The organism is Paenibacillus sp. J31R98, assembly GCF_056269245.1.
In genome coordinates this window covers 340,515-360,179 of sequence record NZ_JBWDNO010000002.1, presented here as the reverse complement: position 1 = coordinate 360,179, position 19,665 = coordinate 340,515, and the positions used below count along the sequence as shown (strand labels likewise).

20 protein-coding genes are annotated in these 19,665 nt (G+C 47.5%); 19 read left to right on the top strand and 1 reads right to left on the bottom strand.

The features are described from left to right. Positions 1–44: 44 nt before the first annotated feature. The 19 genes from AC0YNX_RS10070 to AC0YNX_RS09980 all read left to right on the top strand — a co-directional run bounded on the left by AC0YNX_RS10070 (position 45) and on the right by AC0YNX_RS09980 (position 18,713). Complete coding sequence (locus AC0YNX_RS10070) at positions 45–956, top strand: LysR substrate-binding domain-containing protein (protein WP_475815555.1); 912 nt, start codon at positions 45–47, stop codon at positions 954–956. Between the two features lie 59 nt (positions 957–1,015). Next, complete coding sequence (locus tag AC0YNX_RS10065) at positions 1,016–2,419, top strand: FAD-binding oxidoreductase (RefSeq protein ID WP_475815554.1); 1,404 nt, start codon at positions 1,016–1,018, stop codon at positions 2,417–2,419. After that, positions 2,412–2,957, top strand: a complete 546-nt coding sequence (locus tag AC0YNX_RS10060; RefSeq protein ID WP_475815553.1) for an MFS transporter — start codon at positions 2,412–2,414, stop codon at positions 2,955–2,957. The genes AC0YNX_RS10065 and AC0YNX_RS10060 overlap by 8 nt, the downstream gene beginning before the upstream one ends. A gap of 108 nt (positions 2,958–3,065) precedes the next feature. Continuing rightward, positions 3,066–3,725 carry an FMN-dependent NADH-azoreductase gene (locus tag AC0YNX_RS10055; protein ID WP_475815552.1) on the top strand — a complete coding sequence of 220 codons (660 nt, stop codon included), beginning with the start codon at positions 3,066–3,068 and terminating at the stop codon, positions 3,723–3,725. A 187-nt stretch (positions 3,726–3,912) separates the two neighbouring features. Continuing rightward, positions 3,913–6,351: an RNA polymerase recycling motor HelD gene (gene helD / locus AC0YNX_RS10050; protein ID WP_475815551.1), complete on the top strand. Its 2,439-nt coding sequence runs from the start codon at positions 3,913–3,915 to the stop codon at positions 6,349–6,351. Positions 6,352–6,401: 50 nt separating this feature from the next. After that, entirely contained in the window at positions 6,402–6,839 is a 438-nt protein-coding gene (locus tag AC0YNX_RS10045; RefSeq protein WP_475815550.1) for a GNAT family N-acetyltransferase, read from the top strand. 104 nt (positions 6,840–6,943) lie between these two features. Beyond that, complete coding sequence (locus AC0YNX_RS10040; protein WP_475815549.1) at positions 6,944–7,558, top strand: TVP38/TMEM64 family protein; 615 nt, start codon at positions 6,944–6,946, stop codon at positions 7,556–7,558. Between the two features lie 90 nt (positions 7,559–7,648). After that, positions 7,649–7,936, top strand: a complete 288-nt coding sequence (locus AC0YNX_RS10035; protein ID WP_475815548.1) for a hypothetical protein — start codon at positions 7,649–7,651, stop codon at positions 7,934–7,936. A 285-nt stretch (positions 7,937–8,221) separates the two neighbouring features. Further along, positions 8,222–8,692, top strand: coding sequence for an NUDIX domain-containing protein (locus AC0YNX_RS10030; RefSeq protein ID WP_475815547.1), 471 nt, complete (start codon positions 8,222–8,224; stop codon positions 8,690–8,692). Between the two features lie 33 nt (positions 8,693–8,725). Next, positions 8,726–9,478 (top strand): class I SAM-dependent methyltransferase, encoded by a 753-nt coding sequence (locus AC0YNX_RS10025; protein WP_475815546.1) that lies wholly within the window; start codon positions 8,726–8,728, stop codon positions 9,476–9,478. A gap of 10 nt (positions 9,479–9,488) precedes the next feature. Further along, positions 9,489–10,049 carry a GNAT family N-acetyltransferase gene (locus AC0YNX_RS10020; RefSeq protein ID WP_475815545.1) on the top strand — a complete coding sequence of 187 codons (561 nt, stop codon included), beginning with the start codon at positions 9,489–9,491 and terminating at the stop codon, positions 10,047–10,049. A 240-nt stretch (positions 10,050–10,289) separates the two neighbouring features. Then, positions 10,290–12,137, top strand: a complete 1,848-nt coding sequence (locus tag AC0YNX_RS10015) for an ABC transporter ATP-binding protein (protein ID WP_475815544.1) — start codon at positions 10,290–10,292, stop codon at positions 12,135–12,137. After that, positions 12,112–13,941 (top strand): ABC transporter ATP-binding protein, encoded by a 1,830-nt coding sequence (locus AC0YNX_RS10010; protein ID WP_475815543.1) that lies wholly within the window; start codon positions 12,112–12,114, stop codon positions 13,939–13,941. Before AC0YNX_RS10015 ends, AC0YNX_RS10010 begins: the two co-directional genes overlap by 26 nt. 142 nt (positions 13,942–14,083) lie before the next feature. Continuing rightward, the gene (locus AC0YNX_RS10005; RefSeq protein ID WP_475815542.1) at positions 14,084–15,229 is read left to right on the top strand and encodes a phosphotransferase; all 1,146 of its coding nucleotides are present in this window, start codon (positions 14,084–14,086) and stop codon (positions 15,227–15,229) included. A gap of 16 nt (positions 15,230–15,245) precedes the next feature. Beyond that, entirely contained in the window at positions 15,246–15,827 is a 582-nt protein-coding gene (locus AC0YNX_RS10000; RefSeq protein WP_475815541.1) for a GNAT family N-acetyltransferase, read from the top strand. Then, positions 15,817–16,332, top strand: a complete 516-nt coding sequence (locus AC0YNX_RS09995; protein WP_475815540.1) for a GNAT family N-acetyltransferase — start codon at positions 15,817–15,819, stop codon at positions 16,330–16,332. The genes AC0YNX_RS10000 and AC0YNX_RS09995 overlap by 11 nt, the downstream gene beginning before the upstream one ends. A gap of 75 nt (positions 16,333–16,407) precedes the next feature. Next, positions 16,408–17,349, top strand: coding sequence for a hypothetical protein (locus tag AC0YNX_RS09990; protein WP_475815539.1), 942 nt, complete (start codon positions 16,408–16,410; stop codon positions 17,347–17,349). Next, the gene (locus AC0YNX_RS09985; protein ID WP_475815538.1) at positions 17,315–18,031 is read left to right on the top strand and encodes a class I SAM-dependent methyltransferase; all 717 of its coding nucleotides are present in this window, start codon (positions 17,315–17,317) and stop codon (positions 18,029–18,031) included. The genes AC0YNX_RS09990 and AC0YNX_RS09985 overlap by 35 nt, the downstream gene beginning before the upstream one ends. A 16-nt stretch (positions 18,032–18,047) precedes the next feature. Then, complete coding sequence (locus AC0YNX_RS09980; RefSeq protein ID WP_475815537.1) at positions 18,048–18,713, top strand: HAD family hydrolase; 666 nt, start codon at positions 18,048–18,050, stop codon at positions 18,711–18,713. Positions 18,714–18,914: 201 nt separating this feature from the next. On the opposite strand, the gene AC0YNX_RS09975 is transcribed toward AC0YNX_RS09980, so the two are convergent. Then, positions 18,915–19,637: a RibD family protein gene (locus AC0YNX_RS09975; protein ID WP_475815536.1), complete on the bottom strand. Its 723-nt coding sequence runs from the start codon at positions 19,635–19,637 to the stop codon at positions 18,915–18,917. Between the last annotated feature and the right edge of the window lie 28 nt (positions 19,638–19,665).

Genomic DNA, 19,665 nt, shown 5'->3' with positions numbered 1-19,665 from the left:
TTATGAATCGAGGAAGAGGTAGTGGACGGAGGCATAGATAGAAAATGAATCTCTATGGGCTAATTGTATTTCATCATGTTGCAACGACCGGCAGCGTGACGAGAGCTGCGGAGCTGCTCTGCATCAGCCAGCCAGCCGTAACGGCACATGTCCGCAATATGGCTGCGGAGCTTGGCGTAACACTCCTGGCTCCGAGAGGGAGAGGCATTCTGCTCACGGAAGCGGGAGAACGGCTAGCCGCGCATGCTTCCAGAGTGTTCGCTCTAGAGCAGGACATTGTTCGCGATATGGCATCTTTTCGAGACGGTACCGTAGGCAAGTTGCGAATCGCCGCGACATCGCTGCCGGCGAATTTCCTGTTGCTGGAGTTGCTTGCGTCATTCAAGCATGACTTCCCTGCCGTATCGGTAACGATGGTCACGAGAAATGCGAATGACGCGATGGAAGCCTTGTATCAATACGAAGCGGATATAGCGGTGATCGGAGGAAGCGGGGAAGCGCGAGAGGGATTAACGCGGCAGGTGATCCTTGAGGATGAGCTATGGTTCGTCTCCTCGCGGGCTCATGCCTTAGCAGGTCAAACCGTTCCATTCAGCGAACTGTTCACAGAGCCATTCATTATGCGCGAGGAAGGCAGTGCGGCACGCGAGAGGCTGCTAGCGCTTTGCCGCATCCATGGAATAGCCGTACCAGAGACAGCGATTGAGGTGAGCGGTGTTCACGAATCGCTTCATGCGGTGGCAGCCGGACTCGGCATCTCGTTCGTCTCTTCACTAGAAGCACAGCGAGCAATCGCAAGGGGAGAGCTGGCGAGAATTCATGTGGCAGATGAAGCAGAGTTGCTTAATCCAATCGTGCTGTATATGAGAGATGGCGAGAAGCTTCCTCCAGCTGCACAGCAGTTTGTGGAGGTCATGATGAAGCAGGTGAAGGCGGTGATCGGATCGGACCATTAATACGCAAGGTATTCGAGGATAATAGAGCCGTTATATATACCGCTGCGATTATTGTTTACTTGTTGCTGCTCGCGGGTTCCCTTGTCATCCGGACGGGCATGCCGCATAACGAATATGCCTCTGATGTCAGCAGATTGATGGAGGTTCGGATCTTCAAAACCGTACATATTCACAATACAGAGGACATTCGAGAGGCTTTGGCAGAGGCGAAGCAGCGTGGTTTGCCGATCTCTGTATCCGGCGCGAAACATAGCCAGGGAGGTCAAACGTTTGCCAAGGATGCGATTGTTCTCGATATGCTTCCCTATCATCGCGTACTTCGAATTGATCAAGCAAGCAAGGAGATTACGGTCCAGAGCGGAGCGACTTGGGATCAAGTACAGGCAGCGATCAATCCGCTCGGCATGTCGCTTCGGATTATGCAGTCTCAGAATCTGTTCACAGTCGGCGGAACGATGAGCGTCAACGCACATGGCCGCGATATTCATGAGGGTCCATTCATTGAGTCGGTGAAGTCGTTCCGTTTGATGAATGCAGAGGGGCAAGTCATCGAAGTCAGCCGAACTAGTCATCCCGATTTGTTCAGTGCAGTGATTGGCGGTTACGGGTTATTCGGAGTTATTTTAGACGTAACGCTGTCATTAACCGAAGATGAACTTTATAAGCAGCATGTGGTACCGATTCAATATGAAGCGTTTGCAGATTATTTTGAGAATAAAGTTCGAAATCACCCGTTAACAGCAATGATGATTGCGCGGTTATCCGTTGCTCCGGAAGCCTACTTAACGGACATGTTTGTAACGACTTATGATAAGACCGATGATCCACTTACAGATAAGCTGACGAAGCTGCGTCATGAGAATGCTGCGGGAGCCGGAACAGCGAAGTTTGCACTCGGATTATCGCGCAAGTTCGATTGGGGCAAGTCTCTTGTTTGGCGACTGCAGAAGAAAGGGTATCTTCTAAGTGAAGGCAAGCTCATATCCCGCAACAATGCGATGCGTCCCGATGCCAAATTCATGGAATACGCGGATCCGCAGCGAACTGATTTGCTTCAGGAGTATTTTGTACCAATCAATCAATTTAAACCATTTGTTGATGGCTTTCGAGCAATCTTAATCGAGGATAACCTTAATTTGCTCAATATTACGGTGCGGTATGTACCGAGAGATGAAGAGTCCGTTCTCCGTTATGCGAAGAGCGACAGCTTTGCTTTCGTACTCCTGTTTAATAACAAGCGGTCAGCTTCATCTACCAAGAAGTTCGAGGCTTCCACGAGAAAACTGATTGACTTGGCACTTAAGCAGAACGGTACTTATTATCTTCCTTATCAGCTGTATGCGGATGATCGTCAACTGCGTGCCGCATATCCTCACACGGATGCATTCTTCGCTGCCAAGAAGCTCGAGGATCCGAATCTTAGGTTCCAAAATGAATTTTATGCGAGGTATGCCCATGAATAAGATGATGAGGCTGATGATGATTTCACAAAGCATCATGACGTTCGGCTCTGGTATCGTATTTCCGTTCTATCTGATCTTCGTGAAGGAAATCGGCGGCGACTTTACGCAATATGGAATCGCTTATGGCTTGTTTACGCTCTGCTCCGCTTACTTGAATTGGTGGTTCGGAAAGTCCTCGGATCGTTATGGGCGGAAGTTGTTTCTATTGTTATCTGCGTGGGGAACAGCGCTATTATTTCTCATTTTTCCTCTAGTGACAAGTATATGGCAAGTGTATGTTCTTCAAATCGCGATGGGTGCATTCGGGGCGATGCAGCGAACCTGCGAGAAAGCATTTCTTGCCGATATGACGGAAGAAGGACGGCGAGGGGAACAAATCGGCCGGTACCACGTCGGTGTTTCATTATTCTCGGGGGCTGCTGTCATGGCTGGTGGATTCTTAATCGATCTATTCACGCTTGATCTGATGTTCTATCTGGGTTCTGTTATCTTATTTATAAGCGGTTTGATGTTGATTAGAGTCCAAAGCAGGATTTAGCATGTGCGCCAGCAACAATCAGTACTTAAGCGAGTATCCATCGCCTCTTGCCGGACCATTCTAACGTACGTGTCCGTCATTCTAATAAAGAGGCAGGGATCGTCATTTATGGCAAAGGTTCTGTATATTACTGCGCATCCGCACGATCATCAGGCTTCGTACAGTATGGCTGTCGGCCAGGCATTCATTGAATCATATCGAGAATCGCATCCGCAAGACGAAGTCGTGCATCTGGACTTGTACAAGATGGATATCCCGCATATTGATGCGGATGTATTCAGCGGCTGGGGCAAGCTGCGCAGCGGCGGGGAATTCGGCTCGTTATCTGCTGAGGAACAGAAGAAGGTCGCAAGGCTTGGCGAGATTGTGGATCAGTTCGTCTCCGGAGACAAGTTTGTGTTCGTAACACCGATGTGGAACTTCTCCTATCCGCCGATTATGAAGGCCTATATCGACTCCATCTGCATAACGGGAAAGACATTCAAGTACACGAAGGATGGAGCCGTAGGGCTGATGAAAGGCAAGTCAGCCATTCATATTCAAGCACGGGGCGGCATTTATTCGGATGGTGGTCCTGCAGCAGAAATAGAAAATGGCCATCGACACTTGAATACGATTATGCAGTTCATTGGCATCACGGATTTCAAAGGCATCTTCGTTGAGGGCATGAACGCGATGCCGGAGAATGCGGCTGAGATCAAGGAAAAGGCGATTGCCGAAGCGAAGAAGGAAGCGAAAGTGTTTGGTGCTGTTGCAGTGAATGTGTAGCTGATTGAACTAAAGCTCCTCCTGACGCTTATGCGAATGGAGGAGCTTGGTTTACATAGGTCGAGTACGAAATACATAGAATATTGAGGTTTCGCTTAGAGCGGCAACGATGGAATCATATTGATTTTCCAATTATGGTTTGATACAATCAATTTCGTTTTTCTGTCATGAGAGGGTGGAAATACAGGTGAGTCATAAATCACAGGATTGGCAGCAGGAACAAGAGCGCGTGAATGATGTCACGAAGCATATTCGAGCCAAGATTGACTCGCTCGAAGAATCAACCTTGGAAACAAAGACCGAAATGGTCGACATTCGCAAAAACTTCTGGGATGACGTAACCGTTAATTTCGAGGATTCGGCGGAAATGGCGGAAACCTATGCGAGCTTGAAGCAGCAAGCGGAGATTCTCTCGGAGCGCGAGCGGACGCATCGGCATGCTGCCTTGCAGCTGCGCACACTTCGGAAGCTGAAGTCCGCGCCGTATTTTGGCCGGATTGACTTTGCGGAGAATGGCGAGCCGGTCGATCAAGTGTATCTTGGGATCGCCTCACTGCGCGATGAGAAAGATGAAGGCTATTTGATCTATGATTGGCGGGCGCCGATTGCCAGTCTTTATTACGATTATCCGCCAGGACCGGCGGTTGTTGAGACGCCGATGGGGTCAATCTCCGGCGAATTGAAGCTGAAGCGGCAGTTCGTAATCCGCGACGGAGAGATTCGCAGCCTGTTCGATACGGGTGTAACCATAGGAGACGAGCTGCTTCAAGAGGTGCTCGGCAAGCAATCCGACGCTGCGATGAAGAGCATCGTCGGCACGATTCAGAAGGAGCAGAATCGGATCATTCGCAATGAGCGGAGCCGGCTGCTGCTTGTTCAAGGCGCAGCGGGCAGCGGCAAGACTTCAGCTGCGCTGCAGCGCGTAGCGTACCTGCTGTACCGATTCCGCGGCATGCTGAAGGCGGATCAGATCGTCCTGTTCTCGCCGAATCCGATGTTCAACAGCTATGTCTCCACGGTGTTGCCGGAGCTGGGCGAAGAGAACATGCAGCAGACGACTTTCCATGAGTACCTCATGGCACGGATTGGCAAGTCATTCAAGCTGGAGAATCCTTATGCGCAGCTGGAATATGCACTGACCGGAATGAGCGAGCCGGATTACAATGCGCGCATGGTTGGCATTGCATATAAAGCGTCGAGGAATTTCGTCTCGCTTATTAATCAATACTTAGTTCATCTTGGATCGGAAGGTCTTGTATTCCGTGACATCGCGTTCCGTGATGAAATCTTCGTCTCCGCAGCGGACATTCATCAATACTTCTATGCGCTGGACCATAGCATCGCGATCCCGAACCGGCTTCGCCTCGTAGCGGAATGGCTTCTCGGTCAATTGAGAGACAGGCAGAAGGCGGCGCTCGAAGAGGAGTGGGTCGATGAAGCTGTCGAGCTGCTCGACAAAGAAACCTATTTGAAGGCGCATCAGAGCATCCGCAAGCATAATCGCCGTGACGACTCGTTCGACGACTTCGATCGGGAACGCGAGTATTTGGGTCAGTACGTTGTTTCGGAGCAGTTCAAGCCGATTCGGTCACGGCTGCGTAAGCTTGCTTTTGTCGACTTGCGTGCTTCGTACGTGAATTTGTTCCGGGATCCGGCGTTTGCTGCTTCTTTGCTTACTGCTGAAGCTGGTGCTGGTGCCGGCGCTGGCGTTGAAGGTTCAGAATTGCCGGCCGCATGGAACGAAATCTGTGCATGGACATTCTCGAAGCTGATGAACCGCGTCATGCCATACGAAGATGCTACGCCGTTCTTGTATGTTGTGGAGCGAATTCGAGGCTTCCAAACGAACACCTCGGTTCGGCATGTTATTGTTGATGAAGCTCAGGACTATACGGCATTCCAATTCGCCTATATGAAGAGACTGTTCCCATTCAGCCGGGTGACGGCGCTTGGGGACTTGAATCAATCCATTAATGCCCACACGGCGGCAGATGGCATGATGGGATTTAGTGCGTTAGCTGCGCTGTATCCAGCTGAAGAGACCGAGACGATTGTGCTGCGCCAGAGCTATCGCTCAACTCGGCCAATCGTGGAGTTCACGAGCACGCTAATACCGGGCGGCGAAGAGATACAGCCGTTCAACCGTGACGGCTCGAAGCCAACGCTGAGCTTTGCGGCGAATGGGGTAGAACTACACGCCCGTATTGAGGAGCGTATTCAGAAGCTGAATGGCGAGGGCAATCGAACGATTGCCGTCATTTGCAAAACAGCCGCACAAAGCGCAGAAGCTTATGAAGCGCTAAAGGAGAAGCTGCCGATTCGTCTGATAGAGCGGGAAACGTCGACTTTTGCCCCGGGAATTGTTGTGATTCCGTCATATCTGGCAAAAGGAGTAGAGTTTGATGCCGTTCTGGTGTATGATGCATCTAATCATGCTGTAACAGGCTATCAGTTGGAGCGCGAACGGAGATTGTTCTATACGGTATGCACGCGTGCGATGCATGAGCTGCATCTGTTCGTATCCGGTTCCGGCTCTGAGCATGGGCAAGTGACGCCATTCATTGGGGAAGCTGCGCAGTCCTTATTGTCGGTCATGAACGGCGCTGGCAGCAGCGCGGCAAGATAATAGATGCAATGAGATCCCATTACCATTATCACCCGAAAGAGGTATCATTCGTGGAATATTTAAGAGCAACGACGAGCGAGCTGCTTGAAGAAGCAATTGCCGTACGATTCGAAGTGTTTGTTAATGAGCAGCAAGTGCCTGCTGATTTGGAGCGGGATGAATATGATGATACACCACAGTCGTGTCATCACTTTGTCGTGAAGGACAATGGCAAAGCTGTCGCAGCCGGCAGATGGAAAGAATATGAGCCTGGCGTGGCGAAGATGCAGCGTATTGCCGTACTGCTGCCGTATCGCGGGCACGGCGTCGGCAAGAAGCTGATTGACGTGATGGAGCAGGATGCGAAGGCGGCTGGTTATAACGCATCATTCCTCGGCGCACAGTGTACGGCTGAAGGATTCTATCAGAAGCTTGGGTATTCGACCGTATCAGATGAGCCGTTCCTTGATGCGAATATCCCGCATGTGAATATGCGCAAACCACTATAACTTAGCACCCGTGAAAGGGCCAGAAGACATCCCATTCGAGCAGTACGTTGATTCGCTCGGGCTCGGGATGTCTTTTGCTATGTAGAGGAAGGAGGAGGTTAGGCATGAAACGCTTGCTGCTTATTGCATTCTATATCATTGTCATCGTTGCCGTATGGAGTAACCGGGCGGAGCTGCTTGCTTGGATGAGAGACGGCGATGTGCCGATTCTTCTGCTCTTGCTGCTGGTCATCGGCTTAGCGTGCATACCCATTATCCCGTTCAGTGTCGTAATCGGTACGATGGGCTATCTCTACGGACCTCTGCTTGGCGCGTTAATGAGCTTGATCGGAGCATGGGTAGCTGCGCTTCTGCTCTATGGGTTGTTTCGCTATGCGCTGCGTGAACGTGGACGAGCCATGCTGCGGCGCTATCAATTAACGGAGCGATGGACCGTGATGGTGGAGAGGTATCCGTTTCGTTCGATTCTCCTCGCAAGGCTGATGCCCATAGTGCCGCAAGTAGCAGTCAATATCTATGCTGCGGTCGTATCGATCCCCTTCTTGAGCTACGCAAGCGCTTCACTGCTTGGTAAGATCCCGGGGATGCTTGTGTTCGCCTTCATCGGTGGCAGTGTCGCATCAGGCTGGCAATCGTTGCTGCTCGCGATAGCTGTTTATCTCGTGTTCCTGCTAACGGTATACGTGTCCATACGCTGGTGGAAGGCACGTGAGGCTTGAGGTCGATTTACCAAAATCTAGTTATCCTGCTATAATGTTGCTCATAGCTGAAGCTTATTTTGCTAGAGTAACTTGTGAGGGAGACCCGAAATGAAGAACAGTAATACCATTGTCGTTGCCGCATTGCTCACCGTAATTGTCGTGTTGCTGTATCAAATGTTGAATCTTAAGCAGGAGCTGCGCAGCACTGTTACGAGCAGCAACCAGGCTATTAACATGAACGGAACGCTGGGGCTCTACAATAACAACAGCGTGACGTCGGGCAGTTCAGGAGATGGGTTCTGGCTGTATAAGGTTGATGAGCAGCAGGTGTATTATTTCACCTATGATAAGGATTTGAAGAAGATTATTCAGGTTGTGAGGAATATAAATCAGTAAGTATATGAGAGGTGAGATAGGATGGAAAATCTTACTTTGATGAACACCTTATTATTTCTCATCATGGTGATACTCCTCATTGGGTTAAATGGCATTAGCTATAATCTGAAGCGTCGCGCGAAGAATGATGAGCGTATTATTGAGCTGTTGGAGAGATTAGTAAAAAAGTAGAATGATAGACAGAAAAGGATGCAACGTCACCTCGACATTGCATCTTTTTTGTTTCCAGAATTTTCTTGAATTGCTATAATGGGAGGATATCTCATTGCGAGAGGTGACACCTCAATGAAAATCAGCGTAGGCGTTCAAGCTGTCATTATCCAGAATCATAAGATTCTAACGATTAAGAAAATAGATGACGACGGAGAGGCTTGTTACATTCTCCCGGGCGGCAAGCAAGAGTTCGGCGAGACGATGGAGCAAGCTGTTCGACGTGAAGTATTTGAAGAGGTAGGGATACTCGTAAATGTCCAAGAGCTATTATTCCTAAGAGAATTTATAAGCGGCAATCATGTAAGAGACGAAGGAAACAGCGAACTGCATATTGTCAGTCCGATCTTCTCATGCAGTATTGCTCGAGACCAGGTAATCCCTCAAGCTCCCCCTCATCCAGATCCGGACCAAATCGGAGTGGAATGGATAGATGTACAAGAGATAGCAAGCTTTCGATTCTATCCCAAAGCTCTAGTGCCTCAATTAATTGCTGTCGCGAGTGGCAACAACTCAAAGCCTTGCTATGTTGGTGATATAAATTGATCTTGAAAGCGCAGATACGAAAGGCGGAGACGAATGAGTATCGTTGATTATAGAGCGTTCTATGACAAGGTCGGCGTGGTCAATGGATGGGATTTCAGCAGCGTAAAATGCGTGTCTGTCGGAGAGAAGCCTGATCTGTATCGCGAAGTCCAGAGATCCTGCGGGAAAAATGATCTTTTGCTCGATATCGGCACTGGCGGTGGGGAAGCAATTCTCACAATTGCAGCTGATTCTGCACTTCTCTTGGTTGGAATCGACCAGTCGAGCGGGATGATCGAAACGGCTACTAGAAATGCAGTTCAATCTTGCGTGCCTAATGTGCGATTTCTGCAGATGGAAGCGGAGAGTTTGATGTTCCCGGAGAACTTCTTCAACATTGTCTCGTGCAGGCACTCGGAGTTCTATGCGGATGAAGTTGTAAGAGTTCTAGCGGATGGCGGCGTATTCTTAACCCAGCAAGTCAGTGAGAACGACAAGGCTAATCTGAAAGAGGCTTTCGGTAGAGGTCAGGCCTTTGGGACGAAGGCGGGTACGTTAAAGGAGCATTATCTGAACCAGTTAAGCAAGGCGGGGTTCAGCGACATTCAGTCGTCCGACATAAGCACAACCGAGTACTACCAGACGGCAGAAGATTTGATTTTCTTATTGAAGCACACGCCAATTATGCCTGACTTTGGGCAGAACGAAGATGACTTCAAGCTGCTGCAGCAGTTTATTGAGGAGAATCAGACGGAGGAAGGCATTCGAACAACTTCGGAGCGGTTTATGATCAAAGCTAAATTGTAGGGGGATGTTTATGAATCCGATTATGATAGATTTCCCTGATGAGTTTTGTACAGATAGGTTGTTGCTTAGAATCCCGAAACCTGGGGATGGTGCAGCTATCTATCAAGCGATCAACGCATCGTTGCCGGAATTCAAGCCATGGTTGAAGTGGGTACAACATGCAATTACCGAGTATGATACAGAAGTTAGAGTTAGAGAAGCGCAAGTCAGATTCCTGAGTCGGGAGGATCTAAGATTTCTTGTGTTTCTAAGAGAGACAGGTCAATTCGTTGCGACGACAAGCTTGCACAACATAGATTGGGAAGTGCGTAAGTTTGAGATCGGTTACTGGATCGATACACGGCATAGTGGCAACGGATATATGATTGAAGCTGTTCAAGGGTTATGTGAGTTCGCATTTCGTGAATTGAAGGCTAGAAGACTTGAAATACGATGTGACACCAGAAATGACAGAAGTAAGAAGATCGCAGTACGATTGAAGTTCGAATTAGAAGGGATTATTAGGAATGAAGATGTGTCGGCAGATGGGAAAGAGTTGGTGGATACCTGTCTGTTCTCGAAGATTGGTTAAAGTTTGCGAATTGGCAGCTGGACAACCGGCTGCCTTTTTAATACGAATGGCAGGTCAACGCAGCAATGACCGCGAAATTCTTTTTGGTTGTAAATTCCACTGTTAGTTGAATTTTATCGCAGCCTGTAACTCAACTGATACTTGATAGGTTGAGAGTCACGGCTGTGCTAAGCTGAACTCGGGCTAAGCACAGCAGTATTCGTTTGCAGCAAAGCCTAACTACCATAAGGGGGTTTTACAGTGTCAACAGAGAAACGAGCAGTGTATTCCGCATGGTCAAACATTAGTTACTCCATGCGGCTGCACTGGCGGGCAAGGCCGCTTACTCTCATTTGTTGTGTCATCTCGCTGCTTGTTGGAGTCGGTCTGCCTTTTGTGAGTATTCTCATGCCAAAAATTGTGATCGACAATATTACTGCAAGTGTCACGCCAAGTGAATTTATATGGTCAGTGGGTGCTTTGGCGCTTCTTCTGGCCGTGCTAAGCGGGGTGAAGAGCTACGCTGACCTCATCACCAATGAATCTGTAGGAACCATCAGCATTCTGAAGCACCTTCAAACCACGATGCACAAGCATCTCATTATGGATTACGAAGTGTTGGAGAGTCCCGGCTACGCCAAGAAGGGCGAGAAGGCATGGCGCGCCATGCAAAGCAATCATTCTCCAGCGTCCAACGTACCGCGAGTCATTTCGCAGCTATTGATGAACGTACTCGGTTTTCTTACATATGGCCTAGTTATTGTTACGGTAAACCCCTTAATCATTGTCGTTCTCGCCGTTTCTGCCGGGATCAACTGGCTGGCGCTTTCCCGTGCGCGCAAGATTGAGAAGGACACTCGCGAAGAGCGGTCCAAGCTTCAGGGCAAGCTGTGGTATATGCAGAGGGTATCGAAAGAGCAATCGGGCGGCAAAGATGTACGCCTGTATGACCTAAGCAGCTTGATCCAAGGTGTGTTTCAGAGCGTGCTCAAAGCGAGTACGGCCAAAGAAAAAGAAGTCGCGACCGGCGATATGAAAGCTCAACTCTCAGATGCTGGCCTCAGCCTAATTCGAGACGGCGCCGCATATGCGTTTCTCATTTACTTGCTGTTGAACGACAAGATGAGCTTGGGCAATTTCGTGCTCGTTTTTGCGGCAATTGGCGCTTTTGCAGGCTGGTTATCGGGCATATTGAGACATTCCAGCGAGCTCATTCGCTCCTTAAGCGAGATGTCGGATATCCGAGAATATCTGGACGTGCCAGATAAATCAAACACAGGCGCTGGCCATAAGCTGCCGTCCGGCGACTTGCTGCCGCCTGCGATTACGCTAAGAAACGTTGGATATACCTATCCAGATGCCAAGGAGCCGACGCTCTACGATATTGATCTGGATATTAAGCCGGGAGAGCGTATTGCAATTGTCGGAGCAAACGGAGCGGGGAAGACGACGCTAATCAAGCTCTTATGCGGACTGTATATGCCAACAAGCGGCGAGATTACGCTCGGGGGCGTCGATATAACGCGCTATAACAGAGATGAATATTTCTCGCTCTTTAGTACGGTGTTTCAGGATATCCATCTGTTCTGCTGTGATATAGCAGGGAATGTATCCCAGCTGCCGCCTGATCAGACAGACGATGTGTTGGTAAAGGAATGCCTTGTGAATGCAGGCTTTATGGAAAAGGTAAACAGTCTTGAGAAGGGGGCGGCGACTCTTCTAGTCCGACGCGTGCACAGCGATGCAATCGAACTCTCAGGCGGAGAGAAGCAGAAGCTGGCTCTGGCGCGTGCGCTGTATAAAGGCGCTCCGGTTATTATCTTGGATGAGCCTACGGCTGCGCTCGACCCAATCGCTGAGAGCGAAATCTATCAGCGTTACGCCGAATTGACGGAAGGCAAAACATCGATCTACATCTCGCACAGGCTCGCAAGTACGCGATTCTGCGATCGGATTCTGTTAGTTGACGGCGGCGGCATCGCCGAGTGCGGCACGCACGACGAACTTATGAGAAATGGCGGCAAATATGCCGAAATGTTTAATGTGCAATCTCATTACTATAAGGACGGGGAGGTAGCCGATAATGAAGAAGCGCTCCACTTGGCGTAATCTGAAGCGGGGATACGGCATTGTAAATCGCCTAACACCGGGCTATATTCCGCTAACTATCGTTTCATCCTTTATTAGAGCCGTGCAGCCATTAATGGTGCTCTACTTGTCAGCCCAGATCATTAATGAACTGGCAGGTGCTCGAGACACCGGGCGCATTACGTTGTACGCCGTTCTTACAGTAGGGCTCGCATTCTTGTTCTCGACTCTCAATACCGTAGTATCGCGAAAGATTGCGACCTTGAACAGCACGCTATGGGCGCGGTTCTACTTTTTCCTGGGACAACGGTATATGCAGCTTGATTACGATCAAGTCGAAGATACGAATAATAATGAACTGTTAGCGGATATTGAAGCGAAGACGAACGGCAACGGTCTTGGCGTGATGCGCTTGCACCACAGTCTGCCGGAGCTGCTTCAGCCTCTTTTTGAACTGGTGGCATCGATCTTCCTGTTAATCGGCATGTTTACATCTACTTCTTCCTATGAGAAGACGTTCGTCACCTCTCCAGTTGCAACGGGGTTGCTGGTTGTTCTCATCCTGCTCATCATTCCGTTTACCTATGTACTGAAGAAGAGGGAAGAGCGGATTCAGATGAAGGTGTTCGAGGATAATCCGAAGTCTAATACTTACGTGCATTTCTTTAACGAATATATGAGTGCCAAGAATGCCGCCAAGGACATTCGCCTCTATAAACAAGCGCCTGCGATTGAAGAACACTACAATAAATCGGTTGGAGCAGAGTACTGGTATCGAATCTTTGACTTATTCGGACGTAACAATGCATTGGCAGCAGCTATTAATGCCGTGATTGGCGGCTGCGTCTATCTCTTCATCGGTCTGCGTGCGCTATATGGCATGTATCCGTTAGGCAGCGTGGTTCAATATATCGGCGCGGTTACGGGCGCAGTCGGTGCGCTGGCGAAGCTTGTCTCGGTGCTAGGTAACTTTATTACGAACAACCAGTATCTCGGCCGATTGTTCGACTACCTTGACCTGCCAGATCATATGCAGAAGAGCGCAGGAAACAAGCAAATCCCGCAAGAAGGACTGGAATTTGAGTTTCATGATGTGTCGTTCAAGTATCCCGGCTCCGAAAACTATGCTATTAAGAACCTAAGCATGAAGTTTAATATCGGTGAGCGGCTGGCAGTTGTTGGCTTGAATGGCAGCGGCAAGACGACAATGATTAAGCTTCTCTGCAGGCTTTACGAACCATCGGAAGGTGCTATCACGTTAAACGGAGTTAATATTAAGGAATATGACTACTCAGCCTATATGGGCGTGTTCAGTGTCGTGTTCCAAGATTTCAAACTCTATTCCTTCTCGCTGGGGCATAACGTTGCCGCCTCGGAGAGCTACGACGCAGATGTGGCAGAGGAGTCCCTTATTCTTGCTGGATTTGGAGAGAAGTTTAAGAGTATGCCAGAAGGGCTTGGTACCCACTTGCATAAGGATTTCTCTGACGATGGCGTAGAAATATCTGGAGGCGAAGCGCAGAAGGTGGCTCTAGCAAGAGCGCTGTACAAAAATGCGCCGTTCGTGGTACTTGACGAGCCGACAGCAGCACTAGATCCGATCGCGGAGTTCGAAATCTATTCCCGATTCAATGAGTTGATCGGCGACAAAACAGCCCTCTTCGTCTCCCACCGGCTCTCGTCCTGCCGGTTCTGCCATGACATAGCCGTGTTTCACGAGGGACAGCTTATCCAACGCGGTTCCCATGAGGAGCTGTTAGCTGACCGAAGCGGGAAGTACGCTGAACTGTGGAATGCGCAGGCGCAGTATTATGTGAGCGCTTAGTAGATAAGGTGGCCGTTAAACGTAGTAGCTTTGAACAAATTTAAGCCGCGCTCTTGCGGCTTTTTTTGCTTTTTTAACTGACATCGGTTGCCCAACTGGTTATTATTGGTATATAGGTTGATGGGGAAGAGGTCAAATTGAGATGAAAACAGTAGAGCCGGGAATTGAATTTAGGTTGGAGCCTGAGTACTTACAGTCCCTATTACGGCGAAATGAGCCATCAAAATCTCTACAGTTATTAGATTGGCATTGCAGCCCGCTTGGACAAAACAAGGGAGAAAGCGCGGTCTATAGGGTATTTTGTAGGGTTCATGACAGCGATAAAGGTAGAGAGCAAACTTACACCTTGATTCTCAAAATCTTAAAACCCGACCCTATGCGAAATGATGCCAAGCACTATTATTACTGGAAACGAGAAGCTTTGGTCTATCAATCAAGAATTCTTGATCGGTTACCACTTGGTATCAAGGCGCCTATCTGCTACGCAGTAGATGAGCAGCATGGCGGGGATATATGGATTTGGCTCGAAGATATTGCTCTTGAATCCATGCATGTTGATTGGACTCTCGCGCACATGTGTCGAATCTCCTACTTACTTGGTCAATTCAATGGCGCTTACTTAACCGGAACGCCTGTCCCTACTGAAGCTTCCTTATGCCACAATTGGATGCGTTCTTGGGTAGAAGTCTGTACTGCTTACGCAAAACCTATTGAAGAGCAGCAATTGATTTGGGAATCTCGTTTGAAAGATCAAATCGGTAGTCCCTCGATATGGAAGCTTTATCATAATAATCGAACCCGAGTAGATTGCTTGCTGGAGACATTAGCGTTATTGCCCCGAGTATTTGCCCATCAAGACGTTCATTGGGATAACATTATGATAGAGAATTTGAATGGCAACGATACCTTAGTCGCAATCGATTGGCAATTTGCAAGCATCTCTGGTGTTGGCGAAGAGCTCGGCCGAATGTTTGGGTATGCATTGATCAAGAATATCATCCCGATTAATAAGGTAGAGGAATGTAAGAGAGAGTTGTTCCTAAACTATGTGCAAGGACTTCGAAATGTAGGGTGGGACGGAGATTCCAGGCTTGCTCAGTTCGGGTTTATTGCGAGTGCGTCGCTTCGGTTTATTATGGTAATTGACAAGCTGATTAGTAACTTAGAACAAGAGAATCAAGTAAACCAGAACGAGAAAATCACACATCTATTGTCAGTCGCACAGGTACTGCTTGAATTGGCAGAAGAGTCGTGGAATTTAAGCAGTGAAATTGCATCGTTACACTAATCATAGTTGGAGTTCAATGAAATCGAATGGGGTGAAAGATATGGAGCTTCAATTGGAAACCGATCGTTTAAAGCTTCGATTATTTGAACTCTCAGACGCGAAGCAGGTTCAGAATCTGGCGGGGAGCGAAAGAGTAGCAAGTACCACACTCTCCATTCCACACCCTTATCCGGATGGTGCTGCTGAAGCATGGATCGAACGTACGCGGACTGCATCACAGAGCGGGAATCTCTTTTCTTTTGCCATTATTGATAAGGAAAATAATTCTCTTATTGGATGTATCAGCTTGCGAATAAATAAAGAGGAGAATCAAGCTGCACTCGCTTATTGGGTCGGTTATTCTTCATGGGGACAAGGCTATGCGACAGAGGCTGCCCGAAGGATCGTGCAGTTTGGTTTTGACGTGTTAAATTTACACCGGATATTGGCAGCTGCAATGGCAAGAAACCCGGCATCGTATAAGGTCATGCAGAAGCTCGGGATGCGAGCAGTAGAGAATAACCCAAGACAAATTTTGGAATCTGGCATCTATGAAGACTTGGTTCATTATGAGTTATCGAGAGCTGATTATGATAGGCGTGATCGAGATGATTCGTGATGGTGAAGTGCTCCTTAGGAGAATGACGGCAGACGATTATTCGTACATGCTGGATTGGCGGAAAGATCGTGAAGTAATGAGGAATTACAGCAACCCGAATGATTACTATACAATGGAAAGAGTCATTAAGAAATATCAAGCAAGAGTAGACGGAACGGATCAGAAAATCCCATGTATCATCGAGTATTCCGGTAATCCAGTTGGTTACCTGCAATATTATGAGCTTACTATTGAAGAGAAGCGACATTATGAGATGAATGCTCAATTGGCTGTAGTTGGTATGGACATTCTCATCGGAAGCAGTCAACACCGCAATAAGGGCATCGCTACACAAGCCATTCAATTGCTTCAAGCATTTATACGAGCGAATGCGATTGCTAACAGTATCGTTTTAAAAACAGCTACTGATAATCATAGCGCTGTAAGGTGTTATGAAAAGTGTGGATTTAAAAAGATGAAAGCAGTTAACGAGACACACATCTTTATGGAGTTTCTTATTAACTAGTAAAACACGAACACGTAACTGGTGATGGAATGGATTCGTTTGTTCACAGACTACAAACAATGAGGTGATAAGTCGTTGAGTACAGCGTGGTCATTTGAAACCAACGAGGCTTTTGACATGATCCTTCTATTAAACGCGCTCTCGAGTGATCCGTTCTATAACCAACATTATCTAGACGTGATGGCAAAATGGGCGGACAAACTCGGAGAAAACGGCTCTTCATTGATTGCTCAAGTAAGAAGCGTAATCTCCATGTCAAAGCTCTGTTCAGAGCTATCCCGACTCGAAATCGTGAGACTGGATCAAGTAATCTCTTTGTTCTCGAATAATGCCAATCTACATCAATCAAACCTGCACTTCTTGCTGCCTCATCGTGAGCTTTTCCTAGAATGTTTCCAGATGCTGAAGGATTTGGAGCTCGATATAATCTGGAATAGCAGAGTGAAGCCGTATTTAGAGGAGCTGGCTAAACAGCACAGCACTGTTATGAATCAGACATATCCTCTTGAGGAAATGAGAAGAGAAATCGACTTGTTTCTTGGAGCTTCTCAGTCTGTCTGTTCAAGAGTGTTCTTGTCTACCTATATTAAGCCAATCGCCTTCCAGTTACCGATAGGAGGGATGGTGATACACCCTAGCCATCAAGGGGCTTCATCCCTTCCACAATACATCGCCTGTCTCTGTTTGCACGAATCTTTGCATGGTTTTCCTGATTCGGAACTTGCTCAGGAAAGCCAAGAAGAACGGCGGAAATATGATCATGAATTCGAGAAGCAATACCATAGATTGATTACGGAATATAACAGTGGGCCTGAAGAATACTTTGTTGTTGGAGCAGAGGCATATCTGAGCTTCAAGCTTAACCTAAGAACTCATCAAGAGTGTATGGAGTACCTTGCTAAGCTAAATGACGGAATGGATTTATCACTCGCTATTTATGAGAAGTTGCGAGAGACAAAACCGGAACAAGAGGAAAGCTGGCTTGGTTACGGGCAATGGCTACTCAAAAATATATAAAAGGAAACTCCTAGTTGAGGTGAGCGTGACCTCCATCGAGCTTGCTAAACATGGGTTTGAAGTTATAGCCGTGGAGCCATCCGAGATCATGCGGGAAACGGGGAAGAGGCATCCGAAATTAGAATGGATGGAAGGAGTTGCAGAACAATTGCCATTAGAGGATAACTCAGTCGATGGTATTGTATCCACCTTAGCGATCCACCACTTCTTCGATCTTGAGAGAGCTTGTAAAGAAATGGTTCGTGTGCTACGAACGAATGGCAAGCTGGTCCTCTTCCTCGCTGATCCTCGTCTATGTCCAGATAATCAATGTTGGTTGAAAGATTATTTTATGCCAATCATCATGCAATCCTATCATGCCTACAAGCCAATAGGAGAAATCGCGAATTTACTTAGAAACACTACGAACAATGAAGTGCGAGTAATTGACTTTCAAGTCCCCTACGACATTGAAGATTGTTTCTTTGTTGCCGGATGGAGGAACCCCGATTTTTATTTGGAAGAGGATTTTCGCGCAGGTGTGTCACCGCTCGCTAATTGTCCAGATGATGTTCTACAGCCAATATTGAGAAGGTTAGAGAGTGATTTGTTATCAGGAGTGTGGGATCACAAATATGGGCATTTACGATCGTGTGATACATATGATGGTGGCTATCGTTTTCTGATTGCTCAAAAAACTTAGCTGGGGGGCGGCAAGTATGATTGAAGCCGTTATTTTTGATTTTGACGGTTTGATACGGGATACAGAAACCTATGAGTATTATTCGTTTCAAGAGGTATTCAGAGAACATGGGTTTGAACTGCCATTTGAATTATATTGCAAAAGAATAGGAGGGCATATGAACGCATTTGACCCCTATTCGTATTTACAAGAATGTGTGGGAAAGCCTTTAAATCGCGAGGAATTAAGAGCTTTTCGAAAAAAAAAGTACGACTTGATGATTCAACATGTACATACACGCCCAGGTGTGATGAATTATCTAGAATCTGCTAAGAGGCTCGGATTGAAGATTGGTCTTGCGTCTAGTGCTCCATCTGACTGGGTGATGCCAAACTTGGAGGAGCTAAACATCGTCCGTTATTTTGATTGTATCCGAACACATGAACATGTGAACAAGGTGAAGCCTGACCCGGAGGTTTATTTGAGCGTATTAGAGCATTTCGGCCTTCCGCCTCACAAAGCAATCGCTTTCGAAGATTCACCGAATGGTGCAAAATCCGCAATAACCGCACAAGTACACACCGTGATTGTACCAAATGAGATTACAAAGGATTTAACTTTCGAGCAGTATCACACTCGTCTTCACTCAATGCTGGACATGGATTTGGAACAGCTGATAGAACAATTACCGCTTTGCCGATAAGGAAATCCGGTCGGGCTGTCGAGAAGGCCTCGACAGTCAAATGAGAGTGCTGAAACTGCACTCTCAGAGCAGCAATCGACCGATTTCCTTGCTGAGAGTTCGGATTTTGCACTCTTGAAAAACTTGGGTTTCACTACAAGAGGCTTTCACTTCACGCTGACCGCATTGCCGATAAAGCAATGCGGCTTTTTGTTAGAATTTTCACCGGTTCAATCGGTAACGCAACCATAATCCGCTATTCTCAAGAGGCTCTACTTTGACAAGTGTAAACTCGATCTCATTCCAAAGTGGATTGTCACCATATTCAAATAGAGAAACTGAACCGGTAGTTCCTTCAACTACTGGAGCTATTATCATGCTTAATTCATCTACTAGCCCGGCGCTTAGGAAGGAGCCATTGATATACCCGCCGCCTTCGAGCATGAATTCGGTTATGTTATAGTACCGGCTTATTTTATCAAGTGCCAATTTCAAGTCTAATTTCGTGCCATTTCCCGCAAATATATAGGAAACTCCGATTGCCTGAAGATGTGCCAAGTACGGATTGCCTACATCTTCACTTAGTACCGTGATGATGTGATGTCCCTTGCGTTCTTCGAGATCATCGCTTATCGTGCCATGTTGCCATGCTAATCTACCTGAAGGGTCAATGGAGATTGCGTATGCTGCAGCGGTTGTACCCGCAATAAAGTCCTCGCGAGAAACATAGGCATCCTGATAGTTTGATAAATCTACCTGATTGCCTTTGGTCAAATGTTCTTCAAAAGTAACTCGACCACAAATCCACGCTTTAGGCTTATATTCCAGATGGATTCTTTCGTATTCTTGCCCCAAAAAGACAGAGCTCGGTGATTCCGCGAAGTTGCCGTTAATCTTCCCGTCCAATGAAGTTAACATATGACAGATTACTTTATACGGTTGCATAATGATCTCGCTCCATTCTGTTCAAGTG

Excerpts from the sequence above, each read along its gene's own strand:
- AC0YNX_RS10070 (WP_475815555.1), top strand. The coding sequence starts at position 45 with ATGAATCTCTATGGGCTAATTGTATTTCATCATGTTGCAACGACCGGC.
- AC0YNX_RS10060 (WP_475815553.1), top strand. The coding sequence starts at position 2,412 with ATGAATAAGATGATGAGGCTGATGATGATTTCACAAAGCATCATGACG.
- AC0YNX_RS10055 (WP_475815552.1), top strand. The coding sequence starts at position 3,066 with ATGGCAAAGGTTCTGTATATTACTGCGCATCCGCACGATCATCAGGCT.
- AC0YNX_RS10040 (WP_475815549.1), top strand. The coding sequence starts at position 6,944 with ATGAAACGCTTGCTGCTTATTGCATTCTATATCATTGTCATCGTTGCC.
- AC0YNX_RS10035 (WP_475815548.1), top strand. The coding sequence starts at position 7,649 with ATGAAGAACAGTAATACCATTGTCGTTGCCGCATTGCTCACCGTAATT.
- AC0YNX_RS10030 (WP_475815547.1), top strand. The coding sequence starts at position 8,222 with ATGAAAATCAGCGTAGGCGTTCAAGCTGTCATTATCCAGAATCATAAG.
- AC0YNX_RS10025 (WP_475815546.1), top strand. The coding sequence starts at position 8,726 with ATGAGTATCGTTGATTATAGAGCGTTCTATGACAAGGTCGGCGTGGTC.
- AC0YNX_RS10020 (WP_475815545.1), top strand. The coding sequence starts at position 9,489 with ATGAATCCGATTATGATAGATTTCCCTGATGAGTTTTGTACAGATAGG.
- AC0YNX_RS10010 (WP_475815543.1), top strand. The coding sequence starts at position 12,112 with ATGAAGAAGCGCTCCACTTGGCGTAATCTGAAGCGGGGATACGGCATT.
- AC0YNX_RS10005 (WP_475815542.1), top strand. The coding sequence starts at position 14,084 with ATGAAAACAGTAGAGCCGGGAATTGAATTTAGGTTGGAGCCTGAGTAC.
- AC0YNX_RS10000 (WP_475815541.1), top strand. The coding sequence starts at position 15,246 with ATGAAATCGAATGGGGTGAAAGATATGGAGCTTCAATTGGAAACCGAT.
- AC0YNX_RS09995 (WP_475815540.1), top strand. The coding sequence starts at position 15,817 with ATGATTCGTGATGGTGAAGTGCTCCTTAGGAGAATGACGGCAGACGAT.
- AC0YNX_RS09980 (WP_475815537.1), top strand. The coding sequence starts at position 18,048 with ATGATTGAAGCCGTTATTTTTGATTTTGACGGTTTGATACGGGATACA.
- AC0YNX_RS09975 (WP_475815536.1), bottom strand. The coding sequence starts at position 19,637 with ATGCAACCGTATAAAGTAATCTGTCATATGTTAACTTCATTGGACGGG.